This window comes from Vibrio panuliri (assembly GCF_009938205.1).
GTDB lineage: Bacteria > Pseudomonadota > Gammaproteobacteria > Enterobacterales > Vibrionaceae > Vibrio > Vibrio panuliri.
On the sequence record NZ_AP019654.1, the window covers coordinates 2,099,905 to 2,124,806 of the forward strand.

Annotated in this window: 26 protein-coding genes and 1 riboswitch; of the genes, 12 read left to right on the forward strand and 14 right to left on the reverse strand. The window is 45.6% G+C overall.

Annotated elements, in window-relative coordinates:
• Positions 1 to 17 precede the first annotated feature (17 nt).
• The 7 genes from GZK95_RS22095 to GZK95_RS09520 all read right to left on the reverse strand — a co-directional run bounded on the left by GZK95_RS22095 (position 18) and on the right by GZK95_RS09520 (position 7,498).
• A complete protein-coding gene (locus GZK95_RS22095) occupies positions 18 to 191 on the reverse strand; it encodes a hypothetical protein (protein WP_167369916.1) in 174 nt (57 codons plus the stop codon).
• Positions 192 to 270: 79 nt separating this feature from the next.
• A complete protein-coding gene (gene menE, locus GZK95_RS09495) occupies positions 271 to 1,671 on the reverse strand; it encodes an o-succinylbenzoate--CoA ligase (RefSeq protein ID WP_075716437.1) in 1,401 nt (466 codons plus the stop codon).
• On the reverse strand, positions 1,671 to 2,657 hold the full coding sequence (gene menC / locus GZK95_RS09500) for an o-succinylbenzoate synthase (protein WP_075716436.1): 987 nt from the start codon (positions 2,655 to 2,657) through the stop codon (positions 1,671 to 1,673). The genes menE and menC overlap by 1 nt, the downstream gene beginning before the upstream one ends.
• Positions 2,658 to 2,828: 171 nt before the next feature.
• Positions 2,829 to 3,695: a 1,4-dihydroxy-2-naphthoyl-CoA synthase gene (menB, locus tag GZK95_RS09505; protein ID WP_075708088.1), complete on the reverse strand. Its 867-nt coding sequence runs from the start codon at positions 3,693 to 3,695 to the stop codon at positions 2,829 to 2,831.
• Positions 3,696 to 3,712: 17 nt separating this feature from the next.
• On the reverse strand, positions 3,713 to 4,507 hold the full coding sequence (gene menH / locus GZK95_RS09510) for a 2-succinyl-6-hydroxy-2,4-cyclohexadiene-1-carboxylate synthase (protein ID WP_075708090.1): 795 nt from the start codon (positions 4,505 to 4,507) through the stop codon (positions 3,713 to 3,715).
• Positions 4,494 to 6,188 carry a 2-succinyl-5-enolpyruvyl-6-hydroxy-3-cyclohexene-1-carboxylic-acid synthase gene (gene menD, locus GZK95_RS09515; RefSeq protein WP_075716435.1) on the reverse strand — a complete coding sequence of 565 codons (1,695 nt, stop codon included), beginning with the start codon at positions 6,186 to 6,188 and terminating at the stop codon, positions 4,494 to 4,496. Before menD ends, menH begins: the two co-directional genes overlap by 14 nt.
• Complete coding sequence (locus tag GZK95_RS09520) at positions 6,188 to 7,498, reverse strand: isochorismate synthase (RefSeq protein WP_075716434.1); 1,311 nt, start codon at positions 7,496 to 7,498, stop codon at positions 6,188 to 6,190. Before GZK95_RS09520 ends, menD begins: the two co-directional genes overlap by 1 nt.
• A 340-nt stretch (positions 7,499 to 7,838) precedes the next feature.
• Here GZK95_RS09520 and GZK95_RS09525 point away from each other — a divergent pair, with 340 nt between their 5' ends.
• Both GZK95_RS09525 and yfbR read left to right on the forward strand, forming a co-directional pair.
• Positions 7,839 to 9,053, forward strand: a complete 1,215-nt coding sequence (locus tag GZK95_RS09525; protein ID WP_075708096.1) for a pyridoxal phosphate-dependent aminotransferase — start codon at positions 7,839 to 7,841, stop codon at positions 9,051 to 9,053.
• Positions 9,054 to 9,182: 129 nt separating this feature from the next.
• Complete coding sequence (gene yfbR / locus GZK95_RS09530) at positions 9,183 to 9,767, forward strand: 5'-deoxynucleotidase (protein ID WP_075708098.1); 585 nt, start codon at positions 9,183 to 9,185, stop codon at positions 9,765 to 9,767.
• A 10-nt stretch (positions 9,768 to 9,777) separates the two neighbouring features.
• On the opposite strand, the gene GZK95_RS09535 is transcribed toward yfbR, so the two are convergent.
• A complete protein-coding gene (locus GZK95_RS09535; RefSeq protein WP_075708100.1) occupies positions 9,778 to 10,674 on the reverse strand; it encodes a LysR family transcriptional regulator in 897 nt (298 codons plus the stop codon).
• Positions 10,675 to 10,801: 127 nt separating this feature from the next.
• On the opposite strand from GZK95_RS09535, the gene GZK95_RS09540 reads away from it, so the two are divergent.
• From GZK95_RS09540 to GZK95_RS09550, 3 genes are all read left to right on the forward strand, one after another.
• Positions 10,802 to 11,866: an HlyD family secretion protein gene (locus GZK95_RS09540; RefSeq protein WP_075716433.1), complete on the forward strand. Its 1,065-nt coding sequence runs from the start codon at positions 10,802 to 10,804 to the stop codon at positions 11,864 to 11,866.
• Between the two features lie 24 nt (positions 11,867 to 11,890).
• Positions 11,891 to 13,429 (forward strand): DHA2 family efflux MFS transporter permease subunit, encoded by a 1,539-nt coding sequence (locus GZK95_RS09545; protein ID WP_075716471.1) that lies wholly within the window; start codon positions 11,891 to 11,893, stop codon positions 13,427 to 13,429.
• A gap of 86 nt (positions 13,430 to 13,515) precedes the next feature.
• Positions 13,516 to 14,832: an anti-phage deoxyguanosine triphosphatase gene (locus GZK95_RS09550; protein WP_075708104.1), complete on the forward strand. Its 1,317-nt coding sequence runs from the start codon at positions 13,516 to 13,518 to the stop codon at positions 14,830 to 14,832.
• A 46-nt stretch (positions 14,833 to 14,878) separates the two neighbouring features.
• Here GZK95_RS09550 and GZK95_RS09555 read toward each other — a convergent pair whose 3' ends face one another.
• Both GZK95_RS09555 and GZK95_RS09560 read right to left on the reverse strand, forming a co-directional pair.
• Positions 14,879 to 15,916, reverse strand: a complete 1,038-nt coding sequence (locus tag GZK95_RS09555; RefSeq protein ID WP_171972089.1) for an adenosine deaminase — start codon at positions 15,914 to 15,916, stop codon at positions 14,879 to 14,881.
• Positions 15,917 to 15,982: 66 nt separating this feature from the next.
• A riboswitch (purine riboswitch) is annotated at positions 15,983 to 16,082 on the reverse strand.
• Between the two features lie 74 nt (positions 16,083 to 16,156).
• Complete coding sequence (locus tag GZK95_RS09560; RefSeq protein ID WP_075713584.1) at positions 16,157 to 16,759, reverse strand: tRNA-uridine aminocarboxypropyltransferase; 603 nt, start codon at positions 16,757 to 16,759, stop codon at positions 16,157 to 16,159.
• A 3-nt stretch (positions 16,760 to 16,762) separates the two neighbouring features.
• Between GZK95_RS09560 and rrtA the strand changes: the two genes are divergently transcribed.
• Together rrtA and agaR (GZK95_RS09570) are read left to right on the forward strand one after the other, a co-directional pair.
• A complete protein-coding gene (gene rrtA, locus GZK95_RS09565) occupies positions 16,763 to 17,311 on the forward strand; it encodes a rhombosortase (RefSeq protein WP_139315017.1) in 549 nt (182 codons plus the stop codon).
• Positions 17,312 to 17,393: 82 nt separating this feature from the next.
• Complete coding sequence (gene agaR / locus GZK95_RS09570) at positions 17,394 to 18,161, forward strand: transcriptional repressor AgaR (RefSeq protein WP_075708112.1); 768 nt, start codon at positions 17,394 to 17,396, stop codon at positions 18,159 to 18,161.
• A gap of 83 nt (positions 18,162 to 18,244) precedes the next feature.
• Here agaR (GZK95_RS09570) and GZK95_RS09575 read toward each other — a convergent pair whose 3' ends face one another.
• Both GZK95_RS09575 and GZK95_RS09580 read right to left on the reverse strand, forming a co-directional pair.
• The gene (locus GZK95_RS09575) at positions 18,245 to 18,904 is read right to left on the reverse strand and encodes a CatB-related O-acetyltransferase (RefSeq protein WP_075713588.1); all 660 of its coding nucleotides are present in this window, start codon (positions 18,902 to 18,904) and stop codon (positions 18,245 to 18,247) included.
• Between the two features lie 95 nt (positions 18,905 to 18,999).
• Entirely contained in the window at positions 19,000 to 19,545 is a 546-nt protein-coding gene (locus GZK95_RS09580) for a GNAT family N-acetyltransferase (protein WP_225623983.1), read from the reverse strand.
• A 197-nt stretch (positions 19,546 to 19,742) separates the two neighbouring features.
• Here GZK95_RS09580 and GZK95_RS09585 point away from each other — a divergent pair, with 197 nt between their 5' ends.
• The 3 genes from GZK95_RS09585 to GZK95_RS09595 all read left to right on the forward strand — a co-directional run bounded on the left by GZK95_RS09585 (position 19,743) and on the right by GZK95_RS09595 (position 21,324).
• Positions 19,743 to 20,282, forward strand: coding sequence for a TetR/AcrR family transcriptional regulator (locus GZK95_RS09585; protein WP_075713590.1), 540 nt, complete (start codon positions 19,743 to 19,745; stop codon positions 20,280 to 20,282).
• A 99-nt stretch (positions 20,283 to 20,381) separates the two neighbouring features.
• Positions 20,382 to 20,888 (forward strand): GNAT family N-acetyltransferase, encoded by a 507-nt coding sequence (locus GZK95_RS09590; RefSeq protein ID WP_075713592.1) that lies wholly within the window; start codon positions 20,382 to 20,384, stop codon positions 20,886 to 20,888.
• Between the two features lie 178 nt (positions 20,889 to 21,066).
• On the forward strand, positions 21,067 to 21,324 hold the full coding sequence (locus GZK95_RS09595; RefSeq protein WP_161987207.1) for a YjhX family toxin: 258 nt from the start codon (positions 21,067 to 21,069) through the stop codon (positions 21,322 to 21,324).
• A gap of 222 nt (positions 21,325 to 21,546) precedes the next feature.
• On the opposite strand, the gene GZK95_RS09600 is transcribed toward GZK95_RS09595, so the two are convergent.
• Positions 21,547 to 21,870, reverse strand: a complete 324-nt coding sequence (locus GZK95_RS09600; protein ID WP_075715894.1) for a cupin domain-containing protein — start codon at positions 21,868 to 21,870, stop codon at positions 21,547 to 21,549.
• Between the two features lie 18 nt (positions 21,871 to 21,888).
• The gene (locus GZK95_RS09605) at positions 21,889 to 22,695 is read right to left on the reverse strand and encodes a class I SAM-dependent methyltransferase (RefSeq protein WP_075715895.1); all 807 of its coding nucleotides are present in this window, start codon (positions 22,693 to 22,695) and stop codon (positions 21,889 to 21,891) included.
• Positions 22,696 to 22,894: 199 nt separating this feature from the next.
• On the opposite strand from GZK95_RS09605, the gene GZK95_RS09610 reads away from it, so the two are divergent.
• Together GZK95_RS09610 and agaR (GZK95_RS09615) are read left to right on the forward strand one after the other, a co-directional pair.
• Complete coding sequence (locus GZK95_RS09610; protein WP_075715896.1) at positions 22,895 to 23,581, forward strand: Crp/Fnr family transcriptional regulator; 687 nt, start codon at positions 22,895 to 22,897, stop codon at positions 23,579 to 23,581.
• Between the two features lie 542 nt (positions 23,582 to 24,123).
• A complete protein-coding gene (gene agaR, locus GZK95_RS09615; protein WP_075708114.1) occupies positions 24,124 to 24,900 on the forward strand; it encodes a transcriptional repressor AgaR in 777 nt (258 codons plus the stop codon).
• Positions 24,901 to 24,902 lie beyond the last annotated feature (2 nt).

Consider the following 24,902-nt stretch of genomic DNA (forward strand, 5'->3'; position numbering starts at 1 on the left):
CGAATATGAGCCTGATGTTAAAGATCTTCAGGCTCAATAACTAAGCGGCTTTTTTTCTCTTTCCGATAGTTCACCACCAAAGCAATCACCGCAATAAATCCAGCCAGTTCTGCTAACGCGCGATAAAGCCCTTCCGTCTGTGTCGCCAGTGCGATTTGCAACAAAACAAACACTATCAATCCAATCTTCATCGCTTTATATCCATATCGCTATAATTTAGCGGTAATTATGAATTAGAGTTATAAAGATGAGAAATTCAGTTTTGCTCTATTAAATAACTGTAAAGTCTGTATTGGCACTCACCCAAGCTTTGAGTTCGCTGCGCGACACCTTAATCCCGCCAGTCTGCAAACTCTGCGGCAGAGCGAAATAATGAGAGGGATGCTTAAACTTAACCAAGCGCTCGGCTAACCAAACGCTGAGATCCAGTTTCTCAATAGCAACTGAAGTGTCGATAAATGCAATCGGGCGAGCACCAAACTCGGCGTCTTGCACTGCAACCACCAAAGCAAGTTGCACGTCTGAATGGGAATTAATGGCTTGCTCAATCTCTTCACAGTGGATGTTCTCGCCACCAGAAATAAACTGATTGTCCGCTCGACCTTTGATCACCAATTCTTGATTATCCAGCCACCCCCCCAAATCTTTGCTATCAAACCACCCTTGCGGGTCAACAATCGGAGTAAGCTCTCCTTGCTGATAGTAACCACTTGCTAATGTATCACCAGCAATAAAAATGCGCCCATTTCTGAGCTCAATTTGGCGTCGTGGCAAGACTCTTCCAGCACTGTACTGAGCATCAATTTGCTTCGCGGTTACTGTCGATGCGGCTTCAGTCATACCGTAGCCGAGCCATGTTTCTATACCTTGCTGCGCAGCTTGCTGGCTCAGGGCTAGCGGCACATGGCTCCCCCCAAGCAAGACATGGCTCAGAGTAAGTGATGCCTCTGTTGCCAGTAAACGGCTAAGTTGGGTCGCGACCAGTGAAGCGTGCGTCACACCTTGTATATCCGCAGTCAATTCTCCACTACCGACTTTTAAACCCGCACCAGCCAATAGCCAACGATAAATAATCGCCAGACCAGAAACATGGTACATAGGCAAACTTAGCAACCAAGTATCTTGTGCAGTAAAGCTAAAACGCTCCAGCAAACCTTGAGCGGACGCGAGATGTTGTTGATGGGTGTGTGCGACAGCCTTGGGTGCCCCGGTAGAGCCTGAGGTGAAAATAATTGATGCCAAGCCATCGGCACGATAGCCAACAACTGTGTCGCTGCTGGCTTCATCGAAATCTATCAATTGAATGTTCGATAGTCGATAAGGCTGCGCGCCATTGCCAAACCAAACCCTAGCGATTTCGTCCTTGGCGTATAGGGTCGCCAACTTACTTTGCAGGCTAGCTCGAGGCTGAGGCATAGTAATCGCACACACTGCCCCAATCTCCATGCACGCAAGATAGATGAAAACCAGTTCAGCGCTATTTCTCGCCACGCAAGTGACCACGTCCCCCGCTGCGATTCCCTGTTGCTGCAACGTGGCAACGCAGCGCAGTACCGCTTGCTCAAGCTGTTGCCAAGAGTAGCGTCGGGCTTGGGTACTTAACGCGAAACAATTTGGGCTCTTACGAGCCCAATAGTGCAAAGGTGATTCGGTATCGAAGTCTGGTTGCATTACACTTGCCAGATGAGCGCTTGATCTGACAATTTAGCAAGCGGCAGTGGGCAGTCTGGCCAAGGCGTTTCAAGTTGCTGCGTAAACAAGCCAATCGTATCTAACCCTGGCACTTCATCAGGCAACTGCCATTTAGCTAGACGAGCGAGCTGCGTTAAGCCTAAGCTCGATTCAATACTTGAACTGATCACCGCCTTGATACCTAGCGATTTTGCACGCGCGATCAGTTCTAAACAAAGTTGCACTGAGCCTATCAACGTCGGTTTGATAATGATGGTCTTAACACCAGTAAAATCTTCCAGTTTAAAGTCAGGCTTGCGCACCGAGTGTTGTAAGGTTTCATCCCAAGCAATCGCAATGCCTGTACTGATGGCAAACGAGAAGCTGTCGCCTGGAACTTCACAAGGCTCTTCAATAAACTCGATACGTTGACGGAATGACGGGGTGATATAGCTGGCGAACTTCAGCGCTTTTTCTTTGGTCCAAGCGCGATTCGCATCTAAGCGCAGATTAAGATCTGGAATCGATTCAAGAAACAGATTCGCCACCATACCATCACGAATTGGCTCATAGAGACCAACTTTAATTTTGGCGACTTTTTTACCTTCCATCGCCATCAGTTTTGGCAATAGTTCATCAGGGTCACCACTGCATAGTGGTGCGGAGCGATAAATCCCCTCGAGAGGTAGACCTTCTTCTAGCTCCAGTAATGCCATCGATAAACCAAACGCTACCGAAGGAGCAAGTAACTGATAGTCTGGCTGATTGCCTTGTTTCCAACTCGTCAGTTGTTCGACGATTTGCGTGTAAGCCTCATCCATGGTTTCGGTGCTGAAACCGGGTAATGGCGCGATTTCTCCGCGACCCACTCGACCATTTTCGGTCAGTTCAATGACAAAACCTTCACGTTCTTTTAAGCGGTTGTCACGTAGGATCACGCCACTGTCCATTGGTAATGCGTAGCGATACAGTTTGGCAGATCTCATACCAATCTTTCCCTTGTTCTCTTTTTTATTGTTATAACTAACTGGTGCAACATTTAAGTAGCACTTAATAAATCAGAGTCATTGTAGCTAGGAGAAGAGGCGCTATTTACAAGCGTAAATGAGCATCTTCGACAACGCTAGAATGGCTCTGACGACCTAAGTGTTCTTAAATTACGGGTTGCGAGGAAACTTGTTAAAGTCCGGACGACGCTTCTCGTTAAACGCGTTGCGACCTTCCTGACCTTCATCTGTCATGTAGAACATCATGGTTGCGTTACCGGCAAGCTCTTGTAGACCAGCTTGACCATCGCAATCAGCGTTTAGCGCAGCTTTCAAACAACGTAGCGCCATTGGGCTGTGCTGGAGTGTCTCACGACACCAACGAACTGTCTCTTTCTCAAGATCTTCAAGCGGCACAACTGTGTTGACTAGCCCCATATCCAATGCTTCTTGAGCGTTGTAGAAACGACATAGGAACCAAATTTCACGCGCTTTCTTCTGGCCAACGATACGCGCCATGTAAGAAGCACCCCAACCGCCGTCGAACGAACCAACTTTAGGACCCGTTTGACCAAACTGTGCATTTTCAGCCGCAATGGTTAGGTCGCACATCATATGCAGAACATGACCACCGCCGACTGCCCAACCCGCTACCGAGGCAATCACTGGTTTAGGACAAGTGCGAATTTGACGTTGGAAATCCAACACGTTTAGGTGATGAGTGCCACCTTCATCGCGATAGCCGCCGTAGTCACCACGAATCTTCTGGTCGCCACCAGAGCAGAATGCATCTTCGCCAAGACCCGTTAAAATAATGACACCCACTTGCTCATCATAACGAGCGTCAGCAAGCGCGTTGATCATCTCTTTGACGGTTTGCGGACGGAAAGCATTGCGCACTTGAGGACGCGCAATCGTGATCTTCGCGATACCATCGTCTGATTTGTGGTACTGAATATCTTCATATTCACCGCTGCAGTCATTCCAGTTTACTGGTGCGTATAGTTCTTCTTCTGAAATACCTACTGTTTTAGCCATGGTGATTCCTGTTGTTGTTAATCACTCGCCTTCGCGAGTTTGAATTGATTTAATACTTCGACCGCAAAAGCTCTCGGGTGTTCATAATGAACATTGTGTCCAGCTTGTGCAATCTGGGAGAAAGACAACCCACTCTGTTTAGCAAGTTGGCTAAACTTGTCGTCTTTCTCACCGCAAATATAGTGCAAATCGATGTTAGCTGCGCTGAGCGCTGATAACAGATACGGCTGTTTTGCTAATGAGGTCGCTTTAAGCATTCGACTAATCGCTTCCCCTAGATTAGCACTGCGCTTGGCGATCAGTGTTTGTCTTTGCTCATGGTTTAATGAAGAAAACACCGCTTGTTGATACCAATCGGCTAAAACCCGCTCAATTGGTTCTGCGGCAAAACGCTCAGCCCAGACAAGATCGTTTTGCCATCGTGCGTGGCGTGCATCATCGTCAGGTAAACCAAAATTACCACCTTCAATAATCGCCTTGATTAGGTTTAGCTCATCAAAATGGTGTTTGGCAATACCATACATGGCAATGCGCCCGCCAAGCGAATAACCGACTAAAATAACCGGTCGCTGCGGTGAGACCACGCTCTGTACGGTTTGCTTAACTTGCTGGCAGACTTGCTCAAAGCTATCACACGAGATAGTTTGACTGTGCCCATGTCCGGGAAGATCAAGAGTAAGAATTGGCATATGGCGGAGGTGTTGAACACACCCCTGCCAATCAGCACCACTGCCCAACAAGCCATGCAGAAACACCAAGACTGGTGTCTCTTCATTATCCTGTTTTGGGCGGTGGTAACTATAAGCGAGCATGAAGGTTTTGGATAACCGCTTTAATCTGTTGTGAAGCTTGTTCTGGTGGCGTTTGCACTTCCACCAACAAACAACCTCTACCTTGGGTTAGGTGTTGCTCAACCCGCGTTTGATACTCAGCAAGTGTGGTCACTCGATGATAAGCGAGCTTGAACTGCTGAGCTGCTGCCGCAAAATCGTAGCCATGTGGCATTTGATACAAACTTTGCTTTTGAGCTTGAGGGACTGGCAATAAGTCAAATATCGCCCCGCCATCATTATTGGTCACAACAATCACACAAGGTGTTTGCTGCTGGGTAAATAGTGCTAGCGAGTTAAGATCATACAGCAAAGAAGTATCACCAATGTAAAGTACACTCGGTTTGTCACTAATGCGCATTGTGCCGGCGGCAGTCGCAACCAAGCCATCGATCCCTGACGCGCCACGGTTGGAGTAGACTTCGCTTTCTACGCGACCAAACATATCAACCATGCGTACAAACAAGCTATTACCGAGAAAGACATCGGTATCTGCCGGTAACTCAACTAATGAAGTCGCAAGTGCCATTTCAGTTAAACGGCTATCTTGATGAGTTTGTTCTAACACCGACTGAGCAACATGATCACTGAGTTGCTTACCAAACTCAGCCCATCCCTTTCCAGTCTCACGCCACTGATGACTCAGTGATTGATTCAACCAAGAGGTAATGTCCGTCAGATGGTGAATCTGCATTCGATGATCTTGGTTATTGCGCGCCGCACTGGGACTCACATAGTGATATTCAACATCTGCCTGCGCTAGCCATTGATTAAAACGTTTTGCAACAATGCGTGAGCCAATTTGCAGGACTAAATCCGCTTGATTGAGCAAACGACGACCCGCTTCTGTTTGTAACCATGCATCGTAGTATGCCCAGTCACTGCTTGCACCGGATTGGGGATCGCACAGCACTGGCCATGCCAATTTTTCCGCTAACTTTTTAGCAAGCTCAGCCTGCGACTTAGAAACACTACCAACAATGATTAGCCCTTTGCGCCCCTGCCATTGCGACACATCAAACCACGGGGTTGAAACCGCGCAATATTGCTCAGTGTAACGTTCCCCACTCTGCTGCCAATGAGCAACCGAGTCGAGGTAATCTTGATAGAGTGATTTAGCTTGATCTGAATATAGCGGTTCAGGGAAGGCACAATTAATGTGGATCGCACTGCCCTCACGAGCTTGCTGATGCATAACGTCATCAATCGAAGTCAGCAACCAGCGCAGAGGAACCTGTTGTGATGGGCTGGGTAATGCCAGCTCGGCGCAGACATGGCTGGAATAAATGCCCGCTTGAACAATCGCTTGGTTCGCACCACAGCCGACCAACTCCACAGGGCGGTCAGCAGTCAACACCACCAATTTTTCACCCGTTAACTTCGCTTCAGCAATGGCGGGTAATAAGTTGGCGACAGCAGTCCCTGAAGTCACTATCACCGCGACCGGTTTTTGGCTCGCTTTTGCCATTCCCAATGCAAGGAAACCTAATCCACGCTCGTCGAAATGAGTATGGATAGTCAATTTACTATTTGCATCAGCTTCTAGCGTCAGTGGCGTAGAACGCGAACCTGGGGCAACACATACTTGCTCAACGCCAAAGCGCGTGAGCTCTTCGAGCAATGTTTGACACCAAATTCTATTTAATACGGCTTGATCATGCATTATGACGCCACTCCTAATGGGGGCTGATCAGAAATCAGTGATAACAAGGTCGCCATTTTTTTATCCAATTCTTGCCATTCGTGCTCTGCAACTGAGCCCGGAACGATACCCGCTCCTGCATAGAGTGAGATTTCATCATCCACCACTTGCGCACTGCGAATCGCAACACAAAACTCGGCACGTTGTAAGCTAATAAAACCCATCGAACCGGCATACCAACTGCGCTCAAATGGCTCATGTTGCTGAATAAAGTCCATCGACTCGCGACGCGGCAAACCTGCCACAGCAGCGGTTGGCTGCAACGCGCCAAGTAATTGTACTCCGTTTACGCCATCATTAAGGTGTGCGTGAATACTGCGCTTGAGGTGCTGAACTTTACGCAATCTCACTAAACGCGCTTCTGGCTCGACTTCCACTAAGTCAGAGTATGGGGTAAGACGGTCAATAATATCGTCGACCACATATTGGTTTTCATTGAGGTTTTTGCTGTCTTGAGTCAACCAATTAGCCAACGCCATATCGTGAGTGGCGTTGTCACCACGACCGATAGTGCCTGCAAGTGCTTCCGTATAGAGGTCTTTGCCCTCTCGATAGTAAAGACGCTCCGGTGTTGAACCAAGAAAGCTATGGCGGTCATTTTGCGCCAACATAAAGTGAAAACTATGTTGATTATGCTCAGAACTGGATTTCAGCAATTGAGCCGCACAAATTGGGGAATGAAGCCCTAAGGTAGTACGGCGCGCTAACACCACTTTTTTATACTCATCCGCATCGATACCTTGAAGCACTTTCTCAACCAACCGATTCCACTCAGGTTGGGTTGGCGTATGCTCAATATGATCAATATGAGCAGATAGAGGCAGCAGACGAGGCACCTCGCAACGAAGCTGCTGTAAGCTTTTTATGACACATGACTTAGATCCAGCAACAATATTTGCCACCAAAGACCAAGTGTGTTCCTCACGAACCAACTCCACTTGTGGTAGGAAAAAAAACGATGCTGGGCAATGTGGATTTTTGGCACTTTGACCATCAAATGAGCGCCCACCCCAGATTCTTTGGGAGCCAGAAAGATAAGCGTATGCTGGCGCTGGCTCTTTGAAGGTTTTGAGTTGACCTAATGCGACCACTTCTTCGCGCGTATCGCGCGACTGCCAATAAAACTTGGGGAAAAGAGGCTGAGCTTGCAACCAATCAATGAAAGCAAAATCAGGCTTGTACTCCAGAACTTGAACCAGACGAGTCGCCTCGTCTTTTGCATCCTTTACTCGTTCAATCAGTTCGGTAATGGCTTGCTGAAAATATGACAAATAAACCTCGTTCACTGGAGATTTCGAACCATGCCTTGCGGCTAAAAGTTGCAACGGCGTTGACGGCGACAAAACCCATTATATAGCCACCTATACTCTGGGACTTTTACGTTGCTCATCTACCGACAACTCAAAAGTTGTTCAGGTTTAACAAAATAATTGAGTAATGTATTTCTACCGCGAGCCCAAATCAAGGATGTACTCAATCTTTTACAGATTCCTGTGATAATAAACAAACCTGAGCCAATTAAAAAAAGCCTCTTTTACAGATTTTAATTCTACCAAACATGATTTTGGTGTACTTTAATAAAGGATTTTAATAATTTTTAGGTTTTACACAATGCAAAATATCGGGATGTCGTCAAAACTTGATAATGTCTGCTACGACATTAGGGGACCAGTACTCAAACATGCTAAGCGCATGGAGGAAGAGGGGCATAAAATACTGAAGCTAAATATTGGTAACCCGGCCCCGTTTGGTTTCGACGCCCCAGATGAGATTTTAGTTGATGTAATCCGTAATTTGCCAACGTCACAAGGTTACTGTGATTCAAAAGGCATCTACTCGGCTCGTAAGGCCGTTGTACAGCACTACCAGAAAAAAGGTATCCGCTCACTGGATGTAGAAGATGTGTATATCGGTAATGGCGCGTCTGAACTGATCGTTATGTCGATGCAAGCACTGCTGAACAACGGTGACGAGATGCTGGTACCCGCACCGGATTATCCATTGTGGACAGCGTCAGTCGCGCTATCTGGCGGTAAAGCTGTGCACTATATGTGTGATGAAGAAGCAGACTGGTATCCAGATCTTGATGACATCAAACGCAAGATCACGCCGAAAACGCGTGGTATTGTGCTGATCAACCCGAACAACCCAACGGGCGCAGTATATAGCCGTGACTTCCTCTTAGAAGTGATTGAAGTGGCTCGCCAGCACAAGCTGATCATTTTTGCTGATGAAATCTACGACAAAGTCCTTTATGACGGTGCAACGCACACATCTGTTGCGACGCTGACTGAAGATGTCTTGGTCGTGACTTTTAACGGTCTTTCCAAAGCATACCGTGTCTGTGGTTTCCGCGGCGGTTGGATGTTCCTAACGGGGCCAAAGCAAAACGCACAAGGCTATATCGCCGGCCTAGAGATTCTCTCTTCAATGCGTTTGTGTGCTAACGTTCCAATGCAGCATGCGATTCAAACCGCGTTAGGCGGTTACCAAAGTATCAATGAACTGATTCTGCCGGGTGGGCGGCTGCTTGAGCAACGTGATCGCGCATGGGAACTGATCAACCAAGTACCGGGCGTATCGTGTGTGAAACCAAAAGGCGCAATGTACCTTTTCCCGAAAATCGACACGAAGAAATACAAAATCCATGATGACCAAAAAATGGTGTTTGATTTCTTGGTTCAGGAAAAAGTGTTATTGGTACAAGGCAGCGGCTTTAACTGGCCAAAACCCGACCACTTCCGTATAGTCACGCTACCGCATGTCGAAGATCTGGAAACAGCGATTGGTCGTTTTGAACGCTTCTTATCTACTTACAGCCAGTAATGGCAGTAGCAAATTAGCGCTAAGTTACATATTCTTAAAGGCACTCACTGAGTGCCTTTTTATTGTCCAACGCGCTACCCATTCATTGCGCAAAAGCGCTGGGCATTTTTCAAGTAGTAAGGGAATACAATGCAAGAGAGCCATTTTTTCGCCCACCTCGCCCGCATGAAGTTAATTCAACGTTGGCCATTGATGCGTTCAGTTTCGACTGAAAACATCTCTGAACACAGCCTCCAAGTTGCTTTTGTTGCCCATGCATTAGCATTGATTAAGAATAAGAAGTTTGGTGGGACGCTCAATCCTGAACGGATTGCCATACTTGGTATGTATCACGATACCAGTGAAGTGCTCACAGGGGATCTACCTACTCCGGTTAAGTACTACAATCCAGAAATAGCCAAAGAGTATAAAAAAATTGAAGCAGCAGCCGAGCAGCGCTTGTTATCAATGCTACCGGAAGAGTTTCAACAAGACTTTGCCCCCTATTTGCTGAGCCACTCAGCCCATCAAGAAGATGCCGACATCGTTAAACAAGCCGATACCATTTGTGCTTACTTAAAGTGTTTAGAAGAGCTCAGCGCAGGCAACCATGAATATGCATTAGCCAAAAAACGTCTCGATATTACGTTAAAAGAACGCCATAGCCCTGAAATGGAGTACTTTCTGCATACGTTCGCCCCAAGCTTTGAACTCTCTTTAGATGAAATAAGCTAACGGTTACTGCTTAATGGCGCGATTGGAACGACGTTAAAAGAAAATCAATTAGCGCTTTTTTGCGTTTAGGCATCAATTGACGGTCGGTATAGACCAAACTGACTTCGACTTCTGGCATGGCGTAGTTCGGTAACAACCGCACTAGCTTGCCTGTCGCAAAATGCTCCCGGCAAATAAACTCGGGTAAAATTGCGACCCCCAAACCATCTAGACAAGCTGTTAAGCAGGCAGTAATCGTATTCACTCTTAATCGATTAGGCAGTTCAAATGGATAGCTCTCACCGTTTTCAGCTTCAATGGTCCACTTAGGAATCCGCGCAGCTTTGTTCACGACCTCCACTTGTTGATGGGGAGCTTTCAGGTCAAGGTAACTTTCTATTGTGCCAAACTGCTGCAAATATTCCGCGCTCGCCACCAGCACTCGGGGCGACTTCGTTAAGTGGCGAGAAACTAGCGTTGAATCAACCAACTCACCGATTTGAGCATAGAGATCGATCCCCTCACCAATAATGTCCACTTCACGGTTACTCAACTCTAAGTTCATCGTCACATGAGGGTGTTGATGAAGAAATTGGTGTATATAAGAGCCCAACACCTGATGACCAAGCTCAACTGGCAAAACCACTTTCAGCGGCCCACGCACCAAATCTTGGTTGGCCGACACTTCTAGCTCCGCTTGATTAAGCACCTCCAACATTTGCATGCTCGCTTGATGAAATTTCTCTCCCTCCGGCGTCAACACTAAACTGCGTGTCGATCTTGTGAGCAGCTTCACACCTAAATGCTGCTCAAGCTCCGCCACCTTGCGGCTCACCGTAGATTTAGTCATGTCTAGATTTTCAGCCGCTTGAGTAAAGCTGCCGCAATCAACCACCTGAGCGAATACCGCAATTGCATTTAAATCCATCGCATGACTCCAATTCATCATTAGTAATATCTGTGCAACAGTGTTTCCTTTTTTTCCTATCTTATCAACCAATGTCTCAATCATTACACTGCCCCTCTTCAAAAAGTAGAGAGCAAGAGACGAAAATATGGCTGACAGCACTGCCCCAACCCAAGCACCGAAAACAAAAAAAACGCGCAAAGCCCCAATGATAGCAACAGCAATTATGCTTTCACTTGGTCTGCTAGGTGGCAGTTACTGGTTTGGCTACGGACAGTACTTTGAATCTACCGATAACGCCTACCTGCAAGGTGACATTACAAACATCAGTCCAAAAGTCTCTGGCTATATCGTCAAATCTTACGTAGTCGATAACCAGACCGTTAAGCAAGGGGATCTGCTGGTTGAAATTGATGACCGCGACTTTCAGGCTGCATTAGACCAAGCCATTGCGCACCTTAGTGTCACTAAAGCGAGTGTCGATAACCTTATCGCTCAGCAAAATCTACAACATAGTCAAATCAACCAAGCGCAAAGCCGTGTTGACTCAGCCCAAGCTGAATATGATCGTGCCATTCAACAAGTGGCTCGATCACGCAGCCTGTTAAAGCGCAACTATGCGTCCCAAGACGAAGTCGACAGCATGTTAGCGCAACAAAAAGTCACCCGTGCCGAGCTAGAAGAAGCTAAAGCAAACCTTGTCGCCAGCAATGATCAATTGGCGGTAATCGCCAGCCAGATCAAACAAGCGCAAGCGTCGGTCACCGAAGCTCAAGCACAACTGGAGCAAGCTCAACTCAATATTGATTACACCAAAATTTATGCCCCTGCCGACGGTATTATCGGTAAACGAAGTGTGCGCCAAGGCCTCCTTGTCCAAGCGGGCACACCATTGATGAGCTTAGTACCAAACAATCAGATCTGGATTGAAGCAAACTTTAAAGAAACGCAACTTAGCGGTATTCACAAAGGGCAAAAAGTCACCGTAGAACTGGATGCTTTCCCCAGGCAGCCATTAGAAGGGGTAGTAGACAGTTTCTCCCCTGCCACTGGTGCAAAGTTCGCTTTGCTACCCCCTGAAAATGCAACAGGTAACTTCACTAAAATTGTGCAACGTGTACCAGTAAAAATCGTGTTGCCTGCAGATAACGCATTGCAAGGACGACTGCTTCCTGGGCTATCGGTGGTTGCGACTATCGATACTCGAGGCTAAACCATGAGTAGCGTTGCTTCTTCGATGCCGAGTGAATTAGAACTCGAAAGCTCGAAAGTGCCGATGCGCAATTGGATCGCTTTATTTGGCGGTCTGATTGGCGCGTTTATGGCAATCCTTGATATCCAAATCACCAACTCATCGCTCAAAGATATTCAAGGTGCCCTATCGGCCACTCTCGATGAGAGTTCGTGGATTTCGACCTCCTATCTAGTTGCAGAAATGATCGCCATTCCACTCAGTGGTTGGCTATCTAAATCACTGGGTAAACGCCGCTATATTACTTGGACTACCGTTATTTTTACCCTTTCATCACTGCTCTGTTCTTTCTCTTGGAACATGACGTCGATGATCGTTTTTCGCGCAATGCAAGGTTTTAGCGGCGGCGCCTTAATCCCATTGGCGTTCTCTTTGGTGGTGCAGTTGCTGCCAATCCATAAACGTGCTGTTGGAATGGCGTTGTTTGGTATTACCGCCACCTTTGCGCCATCTATTGGCCCCACCTTTGGTGGTTGGTTAACAGAAAACCTGTCATGGCACTATATTTTCTATATCAATATTCCGCCAGCACTGTTGATGATCGCCATGATTCGCTATGGCTTGGATGATGAGAAACTCGACCTTAATCTACTAAAAAAAGCAGACTGGTTTGGTATCACTACCATGGCGATGGGTCTTGGCTGCTTAGAAGTGGTGCTTGAAGAAGGCAATCGCGAAGAGTGGTTTAGCTCTAGCTTGATCGTCACTTTGAGCATCATATCCACGGTGAGCTTGGTCTATTTTGTGATTAATGAACTTCAGCACAAAAAGCCCCTAGTTAACCTACGCTTACTTGCTAACACCCAGTTTGCAATGGCTTGTACAGCCTATCTTATTTTGGGTATGGCATTACTTGGCTCGATCTATGTACTGCCGCTTTATTTGACGCAAATTCAGCACTATAACGCGATGGAAATTGGTCAAGTCCTGATGTGGATGGGGCTTCCGCAACTGCTGATTTTCCCGTTAGTGCCGAAACTGACTCAGGTCATTAAACCCAAATATCTAGTCACGTTTGGTTTTGTCATGTTTGGCTTTAGTTGCTACGTGAACACGCATATGAGTGTGGATTTTGGCGGACAACAACTGATCCTTTCTATGGTTCTTCGCGCGGTAGGTAGCCCATTTATTATGGTGCCACTCTCTTTGGTTGCGATGAAAAACATTAAAAAGATCGATACGCCCGATGCATCTACCCTAACGAATGTGATGCGCAACCTAGGTGGCGCGTTTAGTATCGCGATTATCGCGACGTTGTTGGATAACAAAACCCGTGAGCATCTTGGCCATATCAGAGAGTCGATCACGAGTGTCAGTCAAACCGGTTGGCAAACGCTCCATCAACAACAAGCGTTCTTTATGCAATCAGGTAGTGACGCTGCAACGGCGATGCAGCAAGCCCAAGCCAGTTTGTTGGCTACCATGCAACGTGACGCCGCCATTATGGCGTACAACGATGTGTTTCTGGTAATGACCGGATTTTTGGCTCTCGCAGCGCTGCTAATCTTAGCAATGAGAGATTAATATCGCGCTCAAGCATAGATAAGCGATTAATATTTGCACAAACCCACGGAAGGGTGTACGGTTAGAAAAAACATCGGAGAGCAAGTATGACGTTTGAAATCAGCACCTTATGGCAACAACGTCATGATGACGAACATAAGATTCGCCGCGATGACCACCGTAGCCCCTATCAACGAGATCGGGCAAGAATACTGCACTCGGCTGCGTTTCGTCGCCTGCAAGCCAAAACTCAGATCCACGGCACCAGTATGGATGATTTTCACCGTACTCGCTTAACCCATTCGCTGGAAGCGGCTCAAATCGGTACTGGGATTGTTGCACAACTCAAGAAAAAGCAGGCTGAGTTTCGTACCCTACTTCCCTCTGATAGCCTAATTGATTCACTCTGTTTAGCCCACGATATCGGCCACCCTCCATATGGGCATGGTGGCGAAGTGGCGTTGAACTACATGATGCGCGACCACGGTGGTTTTGAAGGTAACGCACAAACATTTCGTATCGTCACCCAACTTGAGCCTTATACCGAACATTTTGGTATGAATCTGGTTAGACGCACACTGCTCGGGCTGATGAAATATCCGGCATTAATCAGCGCAACGCAATCAGACTCAAGGCCCGCGCCAGTGACTCACCAACGCAAACTGCGCGCCAAAGAGTGGTCACCAGCCAAAGGGATTTATGATTGTGATAGTGCCTTGTTTGATTGGGTCCTCCAACCGCTTTGTAGTGAAGAGAAAGCCCTTTTCTCCCAAATGCGTGAAGAATCGCTCGAGAGTCACCAACATCAAAAGACTCGCTACAAGTCTCTCGACTGCTCCATTATGGAGTTGGCCGATGACATCGCGTACGGTGTTCATGACTTGGAAGATGCGATTGTACTTGGGATGGTCACGCGTCATCAGTGGCACGAAGCCGCTGCTAGTCAATTAGCCGAGTGTGGTGCGCCATGGTTTGAAGAGCACGTAAAATCCCTAAGTGAAATGCTGTTCTCTAACCAACATCATCAACGTAAGGACGCGATTGGCGGCATCGTGAATGCGCTACTCACCAGTATCTCCATCAAACCGATTGATGCGCCATTTCAAACCCATTTACTCGCGTTTAATGCTGTGTTGGAGCCAAATATGGCGAACGCACTCGAAATACTTAAACGCTTTGTCAGCCTCTATGTCATCCAAGCACCGCATGTTCAGGTGATGGAGTATAAAGGGCAACAGATCATTATGGATATCTTTGAGGCACTCAGTGCCGATCCAGAACGCTTACTCCCACTAGAGATTCGTCACTCATGGCAAAGCCTTGAGTGTGAGACCCAAGGAATGCGAATTATCGCAGATTACATCTCAGCGATGACTGATGGGCGCGCTAAGCGATTACACCAGCAGTTATTCTCCGCTCAGTAACAGCGAAACCCCAGCCATATTGATTACAAGGCTGGGGCTTTCTTGATTAAACTTGCTTCGATCGTTCAACAAATGCATGCAACTTAGCTAAAAGTTGCTGCTTTTCTTGATTAGAGATAAAGCTTGCTTCAATCGCATTTTGAGTAAACTGCGCCATTTCTTGCAGCGTCACATCATGACTTTGTGCGACCGCCATAAAGTTATCGGTCATATACCCACCAAAATAGGCAGGGTCATCTGAGTTAATTGTCACTCTTACCCCTTGGCGCAATAACTCGACAATATTGTGTTGCTCCATTTTCTCGAACACTTTCAGCTTAGTATTCGACAGTGGGCATACGGTTAACGGCATGGATATTTCTGCCAGTTCCGCAACCAACACCGCATCATCAGAGCAGCGCACACCGTGGTCAATACGCGAAACATTGAGTAGCTCCAAACTATCATAAATATTGCTGACCGGGCCTTCCTCTCCGGCATGAGCCACGCTGAGAAATCCTTCCTCGCGAGCTTTAGCAAAGACTCGCATAAACTTTTCCGGTGGATGACCTAGCTCCGAAGAGTCCAAACCCACGGCAATAATTTTCTCTTTGTAAGGTAGTGCCTGTTCGAGTGTCTCAAATGCACTTTGCTCATCAAGATGACGAAGGAAACACATAATCAAACGGCTGGTAATACCAAGCTGTTTCTCACCCTCTTGCAGCGCGCGAGAAATTCCCTCGATGACCGTGGCAAAGGCGATACCGCGTGAAGTGTGTGTTTGTGGATCAAAAAAGATTTCTGTGTGTATGACGTTGTCCTGCTGACAGCGCTTTAAATAGGCCCAGGTCAGATCATAAAAATCTTGCTCATGAACCAACACATTTGCCCCTTGATAATAAATATCTAGAAAGGACTGTAAGTTATTAAACTCATAAGCAGCTTTGACTTCTTCGGGCGTTGCAAATGGCAATTCGATATTATTGCGCTGAGCTAGAGCAAACATCATTTCGGGTTCGAGTGAACCTTCAATATGCAAATGAAGTTCAACTTTTGGCAGTTGTTGGATAAATTGAGTTTGATTCACGCTTGTCTCCCCATTCATTAATTAGATTGGTCTGCAACAAGCACTTTTCTCGGCAAGAATTTTAGACATTACAAAGAGAAAAGCGCTAGGCACTTAACTCTTCGTAATCTGGAATTTACGGCTCCAGGTAGAGACTCCTGCACCTTATCAGCAGGATTATACGAAGCATCGCGATTGGTTAACTAAATTATAGACACCAATCAATCGATTGCGCGAGATTATAGTCAGCGTTATCGCAACTGACAAGCATGCTAAAACTTATCCGCGATAATTTCGTTCAAACACCCCGTGTGGCATCTGCTCAATTTGAAACTGAATCATATTGTCAAATGCTGTCAGTAAGGGGGTAAAGTCTCGTTGGGGTTCAAGCAGCGTCAGAATATGAAATCCCGCTTCCACCGTAGACAAGGCATTATCACTCGGCGCTTTACGAATGCGGTAGTTCCCCTTCAGCTCGGTCGGTAAACGCAACAGTGGTAGCGCTTGTAAGTTGCTCGACAGTTGCCAAATTTTGTAGGCCTTCTTCCAGGTACCATCAAGCAAAATCACCCGCATTTTGTGGTTCTTCTTCACCAACTCAGTTTGAACTTCTTGGGATGACTCTCCAGGATATAGCACAAAATGAGCGACATCTTGCTGCGATAATAACTGATTTAGCGGTTGATGCTGGCTAAAATCTTCACCAACAAAATAGTGGCTGTTGGGCAACGAAAGCGTCAAAATACGCGCGGTACCCATCGGGCGCTTGGCTTCAGATGGATGTTGCAGGATGATTAACTCAACATTCGATGATAGGCTTTGTATCCATTGACAAATACACGCTTTGAGTGACTTTCCGCATTGAGAACAATATCGAGACATGATGTGCAGTTAATCTTACTGTTAGTGATAGTGAGTGTTGTCTGTATAACGCTGCAAACTCCAAGCCTTTCGACACTTTACGAATGGCGGGCCGATTCTATCGCACAAGGAGATTGGTTGCGCATCCTATCAGGAAACTTCACACATACCAACTTTACCCACCTTGCAATGAACCTTGCCGCATTGTGGATTGTCGCATTTATTTTTCGTCCTACTGCTCGGATTTATGGACTATTGCTTCTGATCATAAGCGTCGCCGTTGGATTCGGGCTCTTGTTTACCGATACCCAAGCCTATTTAGGTCTCTCTGGCTCGTTGCACGGTATGTTTATCTTCTTTGCATTGACAGAAGCATTAAACGGACGCAAAAGCAGTTGGCTGCTCGTTGCTGGCGCGATAATTAAAGTGACGTGGGAACAGTATGCTGGCTCACCACTGTCTAGTGAAGTTGCAATCAACGCGCCAGTGGCAGTGGATGCGCACCTTTTTGGCTTACTCAGCGGAATAGGCTTTGCCCTTCTCTATCACTCAAGGTATAAAAACGTACCCTAAGTCGCACTCGTGCTATCCGGCACTATTGCCAAAGCGATAAAGCCTGATATGCTACACGCCCCATATTTGACCATGTTAATTAATGACCACCACAGCTCAACGTCGCGAAGAAATTCTTCATCATATTCAAACCCACCAGAAAGGTGAGGTGAACTATTTTGCCGAACGTTACAACGTATCGGAAGTGACTATTCGCAATGACCTCAATCATTTAGAAAAAAGAGGCTGTGTCACTCGATGCTATGGTGGAGCCTTACTTAATAACCAGTTTGCCTTTGACCAACCTCTTAACGACAAAAAACAACTTAACAGCACAATCAAAGCCAAACTCGGAGAATACGCAGCCTCTCTGATTAATGATGGCGATAAGGTGATCCTCGACTCTGGTTCAACAACCGAGCAGATTGCTTATCATCTTGAAGAAAAGCATAACCTAGTCATTATGACTAACGGCATTAACATCGCTTACCATCTGGCAAACCAAAACAACGTTTCGGTTATGATCACCGGAGGCGCGATGCGCAAGAACTCTTATTCAGTACATGGTACTGGTGGTGAAGAGTTTCTTACTGGTTACCGCTTTAATAAGTTGTTTCTCGGTGTGGATGGTTTTGATAAGTCCGCAGGGGTGACCACGCCCCATCAAGGCGAAGCTGATATCAACCGTAAAATGATAGAAGCGGCACAAACTGTCATTGCTGTGACTGACTCATCGAAGTTTAACCGCCAAAGCTTTTGCCTTATCGCACGCCCTGAGCAACTGAATATGCTGATCACCGACAGCGGTATCCCACAAGACTATGTTGATGAACTAACAGCGATGGGTGTCGATGTGCGAATCGTGGCCTGATCTTTGAAAAGGCTCTTGGGCATAAACAAATCAGAATTCATTTCTAGCGCGTTGATTTGACATACCGAAAGTAGACCTAGAGTCTAGATTATCATTCCATTTTGTTTAGCAAACTCTCGTAAACTGGCGATATCACCTTTCACCAAGATTGGTATGGCTTGCTCAATGATTTCTACTTCCCAATCCCACCATGCAAGCTTTAGTAGCCGTTCTTGGTCTGCATCATTAAACCTAGTTTTAACGACCTTTGCCGGATTACCAACCGCGATGCTATATGGTGGGATGTCTGTTGATACGACCGATTTAGAACCAATAATTGAACCATGGCCAATGGACACTCCGGGCATGACGGTAACGTCGTAACCCAACCAAACGTCATTTCCTATAACAGTGTCCTTGTGCTTTTTAAATGGGTAGTTTGATAAGGGCAAAGCGTCAGCCCATTTATCGCCAAAAATAGCAAATGGAAAGGTCGTGATACCAGAAGTGGCGTGATTTGCATCAGGCATTATGAATTGAACGCCACTAGCAAATGCACAGAATTTTCCGATATAAAGTGAGTTCCCTGAAATACCAAAATTGTACAGCACATTCTTAGTTAAGAAGTTGGTTGGGTCTTCAAAGTCACTGTAGTAACTATATTCTCCAGCATGTACATTAGTCACACTGCTTTGAGCGATAAGAGGTTTCAATAAGACAGTGTTCTTGAAATCTTTTATAGGGAAAAGGTTGTTTTCATCCATTACGCAACTCTCCGTATAGTTTGCGATGATTATTCCATATTGTCAGAAACAGCCACTATTTCAGTTGCCGACCTGTTTGAACAATTTCAGTGATATTAGATACCAACGAAAAGATCCATGTCGATTCTATGCATCCCCTTTCCCCATCCATCCGGTATGTTGGTCACTTCTGTCGCACCATATCTTGCAAAAAAAGGAGCCGATAAGTGACTGGTCGCTATTTTTATTTGCTTGGCGCCTAGCTGTTCTGCTTTGTTCATTGCTCTTAGCATAAACTGATGACCAAGCCCCTTACCGCGATAGTTAGACGAAATTAAAATCCAGTTCAACCCTTGAATATCACTAGTGCGGGAGCTCAAACCAAACGCACCAACGACATCGCCATTTAGCAGGCAAACTTCATAACCCTCTGGGTTACTATCCAAATAGTCTGCGTAGTCCTGTCGCTCATTTGTTGCGAAATACGCAGGACAGTTTGTATCAAAAATGTCCAAGCAAGCACTCTTATCATTTGAAGAATAAGCTCTAAAGCTAACGTCATTTCGCATATAGTTATTCCGTCCTAAGTCTTTGTTACTCATCATCTTAACACGTTCTTTGCTCACCATATTGACTAAACGTAAGTATCGGTACGACGACACTATGGCTTTCGCCTGAATTAGAGACTGAGTTGAACTTATCTGTTTGGCAGTCCCACATTGAGTGTGTGTCCTTATAAGCGCGTCCGTATAAGCGTGAGGCGGAAGTAATTTATTTACGAACTCTTGACTATAGGTTGATAAATACACTAACATCCAAAAACCGACCGGACGGTCAGTTAGGTACGCGAGTTAATACAATGGATAAACGGCAACAGATCATTGAAGTGGCAACACAGTTATTTTCGGAACACGGGTTTGAAAAGACACCAGTCTCGACTATCTGTGAAAAAGCGGAAATTTCAAAAGGCTTGGTGTTTCATCACTTCAAAAATAAGAATGAACTGTTGAGAGAAGTGTTTATTTACATCTCTCAAATTATCGAAGAAGCGGATAAGGGTGATGAAGATGCTGTTGAGAGTGATCATGCCCTAGAACTCATGATCAATTCAATCTTTGATGCAATGACGGTTGCTGAGCATCGTAAAATTTATCAGTTCAATTTTAGCGTAATGGTTCATCCAACAACCAGAGCCATCGTTGTCGATTTGATTGATGAACGATATCAGGGTTTGCAGGCATCGACTGAAGCAATCTTTCATGCTTCAGGCTATTCAAACGCCGCTGTTGTGACAAAAATGTTCATTGCTGAGATAGATGGTATAGCCATGAACTACCTACTTAATGATGACTTTCCAATTGAAGAAATCCGACAAGAGTTCATCAAAAAATACTGTTAACAAAATCAAAAGTCATGCCAATTTCAGTGCGTGATTTTTTTGACCAAACACACTGACCGACTAGACGGTCAGCATTAATATCAAACAAAAGGAAAGACAATGAATACACCATATGAAATTCAATACCAAGCGTTTGCTAACGCAGGTGGGTTATACGATGAAAGACACGCAAAACTCTACGCCGAGTTTGCCGATAATCTTATTGAAGATGGCAGTTTTTCAATCGTTTACCAAGGAGTAGCACACGCATGCTATACCCCTATAAAGATTGATGCGGCACCACACTTAAAATGTTACGTACTAGCACCACTTGCCGTGCTACCCGAATATCAAGGGAAAGGTTATGCGACAAAACTGATGGAAGAAGCAGAAAAGCAACTAGACGCTGATGTCATCTTTGTGATGGGTGAACCCTTCCACTACGGAAACCGTTACAACACACCTCACAAGGTATTGCCACCAGTAACAACTCAAGCACCTTTGGAGTGTTGGTTCGCTCGCGAACTAACTCCAGGCGCACTAGACGGCATCGGTGAATCAACCTCATCGATTAAAGGACCTTATGCGGAGCCATTAATGTGGGGACACCCAAGCGAGCAGGTTTAATTCAGCAAGCCATTCGCACCTAAAACATATTATTTGGGTATACACAGAACGATAAGGTTATTTTTTGACTAAAAAACTATTTAGCATTGTATAAAAGCGGTGTTTGACGCCGAGAGCGACAGGCACAATTTCCAAACAACCAGAAGGAATAATTTTTAAACATACCTGGAGAGATCCTGTGAATATATCTAAACAAGAACAACGCGTTCTTCATACTCTAGCAATGGGCGGGGAAATTCGTCGCTATATAGGCGACGACAGAAAATTAGCTCAAATCACTTGTTTCACCCGTGAGGGTTATGGTCTATCTAATTGCAATATAGACATTTTTAATAAGTTAAAAAGCAAGAAACTAATAAGCTCTAAAGGTGGAAAACCTTACCGCATCACCAAGCTAGGAGCGACTTCGGTACAAGCACAAATGAACCAACGTTAAAGCATACAATAGTCAACAATATTAAGCTCCGAAGTAAAATACAGCATCATCGCTTATAGTCGCGATGGATGCTGTATTTATATCGTTACCCACACTTTCGGCTAGGCGTTGTTCTATCTCGCCAAACCCCGAATCATTAACTGTCTCAGAACTCTTTCAAATCTCTTTCCCTACTTTTTATCATCACAGTAATTACAAACTCAGCAAGTTGAACTAAAGGGCTTATTTCGGCTCACGCAACAAATAGAGCATCAGTTTGAGAGGCGTATGAGCAACAATACTGTGCGGCAGGTGTGCATCCATTAGCACCCAAGCTCCTGCTCTCATCTCTTTTGTTTCGTTTTCTAAAGTGAAAGTACATTCGCCTTCAACTATCTGAGCAATTGCTGGTACTGCCGCGGTATGCTCGCTCATTTCTTCACCCGCCGCGAAACCAAAAATTACCGCTCTAAGCCGGTCGCTTTTATATACTGGTCGGCTGGTAATACCTGCTTTGGGGATGTCTACTGTATCTGCCAAATTTTCGTAATAGGTATACTCAAGCATTATTTATCATCCTTTATCTTAGTGGTTCTTTTTCTTCGCAACGAGTGTGATTGCCGCTAGGTGAGACCTGTGTTTACGGAAAATCTTACGCATACCTACCACTCGAGCTCTTGCTTCAGGCCTAATGAGGAGGTTCTTAACGATTTTTAGGAGACCTAATATGCCTTCATCATCGATCATTCGCTTTGGTTCAAGCAGATGCATTGGGGCGATCGCTTCAAACTCTATCTCGAAGCCGTTATCTTCCATCAACTGTTTCCATTCGGAAGGAGTGACAGGCTTCGCAGGGTGCTGGATGGTCTCAGAAATCTCTCTCTGAATCGCCCTCATTGTCCCAAGATCAATATCATCAGGGACAATACACAACTCATGAATACCGTAACGACCACCAGCGGCTAAGACACGACATGCTTCAGCAATGATTTCATTTTTTCGGTTGTCTGATTGCATAGTGAGCATCGCTTCACCGTACACAACCGACGCAACTTCAGCCTCAAGCCCCGTCTGCTGAGCATTGCCAACTTTGCACTCCTGCTCTACACCATTTAGGTAGCTACGTACAATTTCTACTGCTTGCTCATTTTGCTCAATCGCAGTATAGGTTTGGGGGTGTTTTTCAAGGCATAGGCGTGCGGTGTACCCCATCCCCGGCGCGAACTCAATTACCCTATCTGATGAGGTAATATCGAGAGCGTGCAACATTTTCTGCGTTAACTCCTTGCCGCCGGGTCGTAGAACCTTCTTGCCTAGTTGGGCAAGAACCCAGTGACCGGGGGTCTTAGACACCTTTCTACCTTCATTAGGTGTAACTAGCTTTTGTGCCATCGGTGCTTTCCTCTCAGGCAGATAACACTAAGGGTATAAACAATGCCAATATGGCGACTAAAAATATCCATCGAAAAACTGGGCTTACCGTCTCCATTGTTAATCCTTATGTCAGTTGCACTTTAGTTGATAATGGTTATCATTCTATGCAGTGGTACAACGATTACAGCTTGATAATTATCAAGCTAAGGAAAGCAGTGTGCCAGGCTCGATCATTTCTCTGCTCAATGAAGAGCAAAAACAACTATTGTTTGCAACGCGAAAGCAAATTACCTTGCAAGCAGGGCAGCAGCTGTTTGAATTAGGTGAACGTGCGGATCATATGTATCTTGTTGATAGAGGTAAGATTTCTCTTTATCGCCTGATGGCAAATGGTGACGAAAAGCTATTTAAAGTGTTTACTGCAGGTGGTCTTATTGCCGAAATGGCAATGTTTATGCAGCCGAGAACGTACCCGATGAGTGCTCGAGTTGACCAAAGTAGTGAACTGTCCATTTTCCACTATCAAGACGTGCTTGATTTAATCAGTAGTTCACCTGAACTATCACTCAAGGTGATGGGGTTTATGAGTAACCGTATCTGCCATTTAATGGATACCATGGATATCCTGACACAGGTAAATGCAAACCAAAGGTTGGTAATGAAGCTAGCAGATATTTACCGAAATCAAGAGACAAAACAAGATTGGGTTAACCTTCCGGTGACTAAAAGGCTCCTAGCAACTCAACTAGGTATGACACCAGAAACCCTTTCTAGGAGCATCAAAAAGCTTAAAGACGACGGTTATATCATCGAATCAGGAAATCATATCACTCTCGTCGATATTCCTTCTCTATGTAGTTCTGTCGATCTTACACCGGAGATTTTCGGTGTCGGAAACAACTAAAACAAGGTGGATAACAACAACGAAACCAAAGCGCCTTTCTAATGACTCATTCTTAAGCAGGACATTCCGATACAACGGATTGTTGTGGAGCAGACCTTAAGCCTGTGATTAAGCAAAAGTTAGATTCACACCAGTTTATGGTTATTGCATAACATTCAACTCATTTATCCTTTAAAGCAGCAACAAATCGGCGGGTTTTCCTACAATTTCACCGTCCAAAAATGAGCTAAAGTCCCATTTTGTGATCTCACGCATGTTGCATTCCGAAACCCTTTCACTTGATTGCATTTTCATCCCGCTTTCACTGCTTTAACCGCCAATACTAGCTTTCATGCCCCTTTCAGTGTCTTATTTATACAACAAAGTGAAAGTATGACCTTTCACTTTTCTTAAAACGAAAGCAAATAAGGCTTAAAACCGAAAGCAAGGCGAGTGTGATCTAGCTTTCATTTTTCCTTCGTTTGCCCTGCTTTAATACCAATCAAAAGAAATCGAAACATTTCAATCTTAAAAATGAAATGCAACGAAAGAGGAATTGGTAAATGACCAGTGCAGAACGAAGACAACAAATCATGGCGCATATTCGCAGCCATGGCGCGGGCAAAGTCGACGAGTTTGCCTCACAGTACAATGTTTCCGCTGTCACGATTCGCCATGACCTCAACCTGTTGGAAAAAGAAGGCTGTGTTTTCCGCTGCTATGGTGGTGCAACACTTAACCCTAACTTCGCTTTTGACCAGCCTCTTTATCGTAAAGACCAACTTAATCGCAGTGCAAAGCAGTCTATTGCTCAAGCAGCTGCCAACCTTATCCATGATGGTGAAGCGGTCATTTTAGATTCAGGTACCACCATCGGCCTGATGCCTCAGTATTTAGTCAATAAACAACATCTCGTTGTCATGACTAACGCACTGAACACCGCTTACCAGCTCAGCAAACTCGACAATGTCGATCTTCATGTCGTAGGAGGCAGCTTACGCCGAGCCTCTTGCTCATTGATTGGCAATCATGGCGAACAACAAATTCGTTCTTACTTGTTCGATAAGCTGTTTTTAGGCGTCGATGGATTCGACCTACAAGCGGGAATTACCACCCCCGACAACCATGAAGCTCAAGTGAACCGCGCAATGTGCGAAGTTGCTCGCCAAGTGATCGCTGTGACCGACTCAAGCAAATTCGGTCGCAAAAGCTTTTGCATGATCCGAGCGGCTAATCAGATCGACGTTTTAGTCACAGATAGCAACATTCCACATGCCACTCATCAAGCTCTGATTGAAATGGGTGTCGAAGTCATTCTCGCTGACCAAACTGTTAATTAGGA